Annotated in this window: 1 protein-coding gene; it reads right to left on the minus strand. The window is 57.4% G+C overall.

The features are described 5' to 3' along the window. Positions 1 to 460: 460 nt before the first annotated feature. A partial coding sequence (locus NBRGI_RS48955; protein WP_235210869.1) for a hypothetical protein occupies positions 461 to 801 on the minus strand: 341 nt, incomplete at its 5' end.

The raw sequence follows: 801 nt of genomic DNA on the forward strand, positions 1-801 counted from the left end.
GCGCACTTCCCAGCTCACAAAGGGGTACATGAGAATAATCCGGAGTGTACCAAGTAGTTCATCACTGTCGCGTCCTCCTTGCAGTCAGACAAGTGTTGACACTCTTCCATTCTCACGACCTGCATCGGTCACCCCTATCGAGGAGATCGTTTGGCCCGAGACCGGCTCCGGAATTCTTTGAAGGGCCACACCGTCAGTATGAGAAATCGTCTACTCGCGAATAGTGTCTGACGAAACCGTCCTTGTACTAGGGCGCTTTCGGCGTCGGCCTCTCGGTGTGGCAGTATGCCGCGAAGCCAGCGTGACCCTCAGCATGTCATCAGCCGCCACGGCACGAGGGCTGGCCCGCTCCCCATCGGGCCTGCTGCAGCTAGCTTCGGTCAATCACAGCGATTGTCCATGACCTGCGCTTGGATCCGACCCCCGATTCGCCCGGCCGAAGCCCCGCGAAGAATCGTGATTAGCTACCCAGTGCTGGCCGCATTAGTAGATCATCGACATACGATGCGGTCGCGCCACAGCTGGGGACCTCAGCGTCAGCGAAGCGGATCGTGCCAGTTCTGTCCCAATTCTCCATACCGGCTGCCCATGACTGCTGGTCGCTGATACACCGCTGTATTGCGACCTGTAATTCGGTGGCGAGGCCGAGCCTGTCCATTGTGCAAGATAACCCGCGGGCTGCGGACAGGTGGTCTTCCACACGGGCGAGCACCCGTGTTGCCACCGTATCGATAGATTTCTGGATTCCGAGTTTGTCATAATGATTCAGTACGGTGACGAAGTTGATTGGATCTCCTCTTT

The organism is Nocardia brasiliensis IFM 10847, from assembly GCF_000710915.1.
Lineage (GTDB): Bacteria > Actinomycetota > Actinomycetes > Mycobacteriales > Mycobacteriaceae > Nocardia > Nocardia brasiliensis_A.